The organism is Desulfosporosinus sp. OT (assembly GCF_000224515.1).
GTDB lineage: Bacteria > Bacillota > Desulfitobacteriia > Desulfitobacteriales > Desulfitobacteriaceae > Desulfosporosinus.
Genome location: NZ_AGAF01000037.1, coordinates 1 through 5,711, shown reverse-complemented (window position 1 = coordinate 5,711; position 5,711 = coordinate 1). Strand labels below are relative to the sequence as shown.

The following is a 5,711-nucleotide window of genomic DNA, read 5'->3' as shown; positions in this document are numbered from 1 at the left end:
GGATTTTCCAAGAGAGCTGCCTACTATATGTCAGAACTCAACATGATTCATCCATTCAGAGAAGGAAATGGCAGAAGTATCAGGGAATTCATACGGCAGTTGGCTTTTGAAAGAGGTTATATCATTAATTGGTCCTTGATTACAAGTGAAGTCTTGTTAGAGGCGATGATTACAGCGGTTAATAAAAGTATTGAACCATTAATAAGTTGTATATTTCAATCCATAGAAAACAAGTAACTGCCAATAAAACGCACCTAGGGTTAGGTGCGTTTTAAATCGGCGTAACTTGTCGTTCCGCGGAGGGTCATGGAACCTATGCGGAACGACATAAAGTGACTGCCCGTGAGCTGTTCCGCCGAGTACAGGAATATTCAGGGATACCTGCAATTTAAGCCAATATTCGTTGCTTCTCTGTATAATCTAGGATTTGACTTTAACGTCAAAAGCTTTATGCAACGCTACTGAGTATATTTAAAAAAGTCCGCCGAGGAGAATTCATTTTCCCTGGACTTGGCGGGATAGTAAGGTTACCCGACCTTAACTATCTGCTTTGTTACTTTAACTTAAGAAGTCACTGTAAGAAGAGCATCGGCCAGGATGTTCTTCTTACATTTCTGACAATTGCATAGTGCACCACCTCATTCAGAGTTTCTTTTCTTTAGTAACTCCTTTAAACGGGTTCCCGCCAATCTTCACATCCATAAATCTACCAGTCTTACTATCACGTTTCACCCACGAATCGGTTTTTGGGTTGTAAGCTTGCGAACGGTTGCATACGGCACCGTGTCTATGGTTATCACCTGAGTTCTTGGCCAATTTGACACCCCCTCTCTACGTAGTCTGAAAATCGGTTTAGCAAAATTATTATACATCTCAAATATTTCTTTGACAAGTTTAGTTATCATGTATTCAAATATTGTTTTTTTGTATATAATAGACTAAAAGGGTGGTGCAAATGGACCAAAAAAATATTGGCGTGAATCTCCGCCGCATTCGTGAAGCCAAAGGTTTAAGTCAAGCACAAGTTGCCGATTCTGCCGGAATTTCAAGAGTTGCCTATCGGAATATCGAAAATGGCATCTCAACCCCAAAAGTATCGACCTTACAAAATATCGCTTCCGGCGTTGGAGTAAAACTCCAAGATTTGTTCGTCCCGATTCGAACCTTAAATAAGGTGCGATTTCGAGCGTTGAAGAGAATGAATAGTCGGGACAATATATTAAACGAAGTAGCACAATGGCTTGACGATTATAATTATCTGGAAAATTTACTAAATGATCGTGAAGATTATCTATTTCATGACCTAGCCAACAAACTATCTTTAATGCATGACAGAACTGATAGAGCTAAATACGCAGCTGAGCAAGCTAGAGAATTATTTGGACTCAAAGTGAAAGAGCCAATCCGAGATATTGCCGGTTTACTTGATTCAAGTGGGATAAAAGTATACCCTCTAAGTCTTGCATCCGATGGCTTCTTTGGTTTATCCGTTTCAGAAGAAGATGGGGGACCTGCTATTATCGTTAACGTTTGGGAACGGATTTCTGTTGAGCGATGGATTTTCAGCGCTGCCCACGAGCTTGGACATTTACTTTTGCATTTTGACGCTTATGATGTGGGATTAAGCGCAGAAGAACCTGATCAGGAAGCAGAGGCTAATGTTTTTGCGTCCCATTTCTTAATGCCCGATGCTGCTTTTGAATCAGAATGGGCTGACGCTTATGGCTTGCCTTTTATTAATCGTGTTCTCAAAGTAAAGCGAATTTTTCAGGTTAGTTACAAAACAGTCCTGTACCGCCTTTCTGAAAGTTTAGGAAAATCTATCTGGGGAAAATTTCAGCATGCCTATAAATTGAAAACTGGCAAAACCCTAAGTATAACTGAGGAACCTGAAGCTTTGTCTCCAGACAAATTCCAACAAACTCCAGAAGTATTACGTTCCCTTGAACCAGACTCCCTATCATCGTCACACTTTGTAGAAGATCGTTTATCTAGATTGGTCCGCAAAGCTATTGAAAGGGATGAAATTACCATGAGCCGTGGAGCTGAGATCCTCAGACTTGATCTTGAAGCCATGCGAGAAATAGTTTCTTCGTGGGTATAATGAATGGCAATTACAAAGAGTCAATTTTTAATATTAGATGCTAATATTCTTATTGATTTCTTAAAATGTGACAGAACAATTATTAAATTGATTTCCACTAACGTTGGTCAAGTATATTTAGCAACTCCCGTTTTAGATGAAATCAGTGAAATTAACGAAAGTGATTGCGCTGAACTAGGGATTTTACTTGTAGAACCTGGACTAGACCAGGTTATGTTAGCGGCAGAGAAAAGAGGATCATTATCATTTCAAGACAACTTATGTTTAATTCTTGCCAAAAGCTTTAGTTGGACTTGTGTGACTAATGACAAACCATTAAGGCAAATGTGTGAATCTGAAGGGGTAACGCCAATTTGAGGGATCGAACTAATCTGTATGTTAGTGGAATCTGGCGGACTCCCTGCCACACATGCTAGAGAGATTATCCTCGATATTAATAGGATTAATCCGAAATACATCACAGCCAGCATTGTTGAAAAGGCCTTATCGAGACTGGGATTTGGTTAATGTTAACAGATCCTTTGTTTGTGCTTGAATATCTACCTGATTCTTTTTGTTAATTGAGTAATGCTCTAAAAAAAATATACCATCTGGCACAGACATTAATATGTGTGTCCAAGTTAAGGTACCGTTGGTCTTTGAATGAACGTCATCATTATGTGGATTAAGATTGTATGTATTCAAGAGCCAACTCTACAAAAAGAAAGGCAGCCGAACCGGAATTACCAGTCAGACTGCCATTAAATATATTTTATATTTGAGCTGTAAGATTCTCTGTACAGCCAATTGGCTATGTTGGAAATATTCACAGCACAAAATTCAATCCTTTGTGCTAAGAACGAATTACTAATAGGAAATATCTAGCATATTATCTTTCAGATTATTTTTGTTCTTGACATCCGCGCTACTATAGCTGTTTTGCATTTTGTAACGATAATTCGCTTATCCGTTCATCAATAATTTTCTTTCCTTCAATAGAATTTATAAACTCTCTTACCTCATTATTTATGGTATTAGTGTTATTAAATGATGAGATTTGCACTCTCTCTGTTTTAAATCCAATCAATGTTATTGCAATACCTAAGCTAACAAGTGTTATGGCGTCACTCAATGCATTAACTTGTTTTACTGGAATATCAATTTTCAAATTAGGTAAAACGATTATAACTATCACTGCGCTCGCAAGAAAAATTGAACGCAGGAGTTTTCTTGCCTTATTTAAATTGACCCCTTTCTTTTCTACTATACCTTCAATAATGAATTCTAATAAGTCCGATAATATTAAGAATAAGGCTGCGATTGAAACATATAACAACCACTTTCCCGTAGCATTTATAATTGGAGTTAGTCTTAATGCTGATAAAACAATAAAACCAATTCCAGCTGCTTTTGTAAACGTTGAAGTCAAGTATGTTTCTCCTTTTAATTCATTGATCTTAGCAATTGCCAATAATGTTTACATATCCGGTGCAAGCAAGATTCCAGTCAAAGCAGTTTCGAAGAAATTCAGAGAGAATTTCCTGTATTATTTTATCGTCAACTCCAGAATTGTCATTTGACAGAAAATCCGTAAGTTTTTCTTGGAAGGATTATAATGACTATAATATTTCTAAGGTCCTGACCCTAGATGTCAAAAAAATTTGCAAGAAGGTTTTCTTCTGTATATTCTTCCTACTTGTATTACGAAGATCAGATATTATGGCATTATATGCAATATAGCCGCAAAATTATTACTAAACTTTCTAAATGCATGAAACTTGCACTTTCAACCAAATGCCTCGGCAGCGGTTCATGAACATCATAAATAAATCGGCGAAACTTACAGATAAGAAAGGCAGTCAAAAGAACGGCGGCCGCATGGCCGCCACTTCTCCCCTAACTTATTAATAATATCCCCACTACCTTATGTAAGAAAACGCGTCGGTCACCAATTCTAGCCAGTAAATACTTGCCAAGTTCATGATTCATAAGTCGCATAATTTCCAATTCGTCTATCGCGTCGGTCAGGGCATTGTGCATCTCATAATACACCAAGTCCTCACTCAGCATTCTGTAAATGCTCTCCACACCATATCCACGCTTCAATCTACCAGTGCCATAGCACTCGGCACAACTTGGTATCTTGGGGTTATGCTGCCTATACGCCGCCATCTTCATGATATCATACCAAGCGAGGTATGACAGTTCTGGAAGATGACGATAGTCAAAAGCGGCGTTATAAGCAAACAAGGTCTGGACCTCGTAGGTGGCAAGAAAACGAACCAGCTCGCTCATTGCCATTTCTCTTGAACACTCAAGGTCAGGCTTAACGCCGTTGATGTAGAGAGCATAGGCGTACATACCACCGTGATTCTTGAAAGGGGTGAGTATGTAATAGCGTTTATCCACCAACTCGAAGGTTTCCGAGTCGGCGATGACAACACCGATAGACATAACCTCGTCGCCCCATGTTGTTTCAGTGTCAATAACGGCAAACGTGCTCATAGGTTTCCTCCTTGGCTTTTCCGTATCATTACTCCGCTGTTTCGGCGGACTCCGCCTCTTTGAAAGTCTTACCATCCTCGGTTTTCCACTCAACGTTGCCGTTGGTAGGCGCGCCGAGGACAAAAGACGAAGCACCAGACGGAGTTTTGAAAAGAATGTCTTTTTGTAAAATGCCGTTCTCATCTATATACTCTTTGTTGTCCTCACGTGCGGATTTAACATAGTCAGGGCAACTTGGCACGGAATCTTTCCGGATGGAACTACCCGCCAGTACCACAAGACCCTCGCTGGTCAAGCGTGCCTGAGCGTTTGCACCGCTTCTCTTGAGGAAAAACAAGCTGCTTTGCTCGGCAGATATGGTTGTTGCCGAGGAAGTAACTATTATTTGAGCCAAGGGTTCGAACACCTTATGACCGAGTGTACTCATTATAATTTTGGCGTAATCTACGAACTCTTCCAGTTCGCTTTCTTTTTCCTCGGTGATGTGTCCGGGTGTTGGTTCATTGCCATTCTTAACTAAATACCTCTTTGCCGCGACAGCCATATTGGCAAATCGGTTTTCAAGGTAGCTTATCTCCGTTGGTCCGAAAGAATTGTTTGAAGTAGTGAAGACAACCGCCTCTGTCCAGTAATCCTTATCTGGATTGCGTTTGTGTTCCTGCAATCGGTAAAGAATGCCCTCACCATTTTTCCTTATGCCAGCTTGTCCTATATAGGTAATGTTCTCGCCAGTCTGGTCTGATGACCCAAACAGGAAATAGACCCCGCTCTGTGAGAGGTCATCACGCCCTTTGCACTTTTCCAATTCAGTGCGAGGAATTTTATAGGCTACTCCTGTCCAATTTGCAAGGGTACATTTGATACGCCCGTTTGGGTCTCCATCCATAAGAAATAGATTTATGCTTTTACCACGCATAGCCATTGTCGTCACCTCAATTTAAAGCAAATTTACTTTTTCCCCTGCCGGCTCTTTACTGGAAAGCACGCCAAATATCATATTGTTTTTCACTATTACAAAATGAGTTTCCTATGATGCGCATCAACACTATTGTTACGCATTCATGACTTTATTGATGCGCAATCAGTTTGTCACTCCCAGATGCGGGTAAGATATTGGGGTCGT

Annotated in this window: 7 protein-coding genes; 3 read left to right on the top strand and 4 right to left on the bottom strand. The window is 40.0% G+C overall.

Going from position 1 to position 5,711, the window contains the following annotated elements; genetic code table 11:
- Positions 1 to 237 (top strand): Fic family protein (locus DOT_RS02850; protein ID WP_040411083.1); only part of this gene is annotated, 237 nt, incomplete at its 5' end.
- Between the two features lie 405 nt (positions 238 to 642).
- Here DOT_RS02850 and DOT_RS30930 read toward each other — a convergent pair.
- Positions 643 to 816 (bottom strand): hypothetical protein, encoded by a 174-nt coding sequence (locus DOT_RS30930; protein ID WP_192807794.1) that lies wholly within the window; start codon positions 814 to 816, stop codon positions 643 to 645.
- Positions 817 to 955: 139 nt separating this feature from the next.
- Here DOT_RS30930 and DOT_RS02845 point away from each other — a divergent pair, with 139 nt between their 5' ends.
- Both DOT_RS02845 and DOT_RS02840 read left to right on the top strand, forming a co-directional pair.
- Positions 956 to 2,104, top strand: a complete 1,149-nt coding sequence (locus DOT_RS02845; RefSeq protein WP_009613935.1) for an XRE family transcriptional regulator — start codon at positions 956 to 958, stop codon at positions 2,102 to 2,104.
- 3 nt (positions 2,105 to 2,107) lie between these two features.
- Entirely contained in the window at positions 2,108 to 2,461 is a 354-nt protein-coding gene (locus DOT_RS02840) for a hypothetical protein (protein ID WP_009613932.1), read from the top strand.
- A 550-nt stretch (positions 2,462 to 3,011) separates the two neighbouring features.
- Here the strand turns inward: DOT_RS02840 and DOT_RS02835 are convergent.
- The 3 genes from DOT_RS02835 to DOT_RS02825 all read right to left on the bottom strand — a co-directional run bounded on the left by DOT_RS02835 (position 3,012) and on the right by DOT_RS02825 (position 5,510).
- Entirely contained in the window at positions 3,012 to 3,554 is a 543-nt protein-coding gene (locus DOT_RS02835; RefSeq protein ID WP_242833755.1) for a hypothetical protein, read from the bottom strand.
- A gap of 425 nt (positions 3,555 to 3,979) precedes the next feature.
- The gene (locus tag DOT_RS02830; RefSeq protein WP_009613923.1) at positions 3,980 to 4,588 is read right to left on the bottom strand and encodes a hypothetical protein; all 609 of its coding nucleotides are present in this window, start codon (positions 4,586 to 4,588) and stop codon (positions 3,980 to 3,982) included.
- Between the two features lie 28 nt (positions 4,589 to 4,616).
- Positions 4,617 to 5,510 carry a GIY-YIG nuclease family protein gene (locus DOT_RS02825; RefSeq protein ID WP_009613921.1) on the bottom strand — a complete coding sequence of 298 codons (894 nt, stop codon included), beginning with the start codon at positions 5,508 to 5,510 and terminating at the stop codon, positions 4,617 to 4,619.
- Between the last annotated feature and the right edge of the window lie 201 nt (positions 5,511 to 5,711).

Bases quoted from the DNA above. Each gene is read 5' to 3' on its own strand.
- DOT_RS02845 (WP_009613935.1), top strand. From the start codon at position 956: ATGGACCAAAAAAATATTGGCGTGAATCTCCGCCGCATTCGTGAAGCC.
- DOT_RS02840 (WP_009613932.1), top strand. From the start codon at position 2,108: ATGGCAATTACAAAGAGTCAATTTTTAATATTAGATGCTAATATTCTT.
- DOT_RS02830 (WP_009613923.1), bottom strand. From the start codon at position 4,588: ATGAGCACGTTTGCCGTTATTGACACTGAAACAACATGGGGCGACGAG.
- DOT_RS02825 (WP_009613921.1), bottom strand. From the start codon at position 5,510: ATGGCTATGCGTGGTAAAAGCATAAATCTATTTCTTATGGATGGAGAC.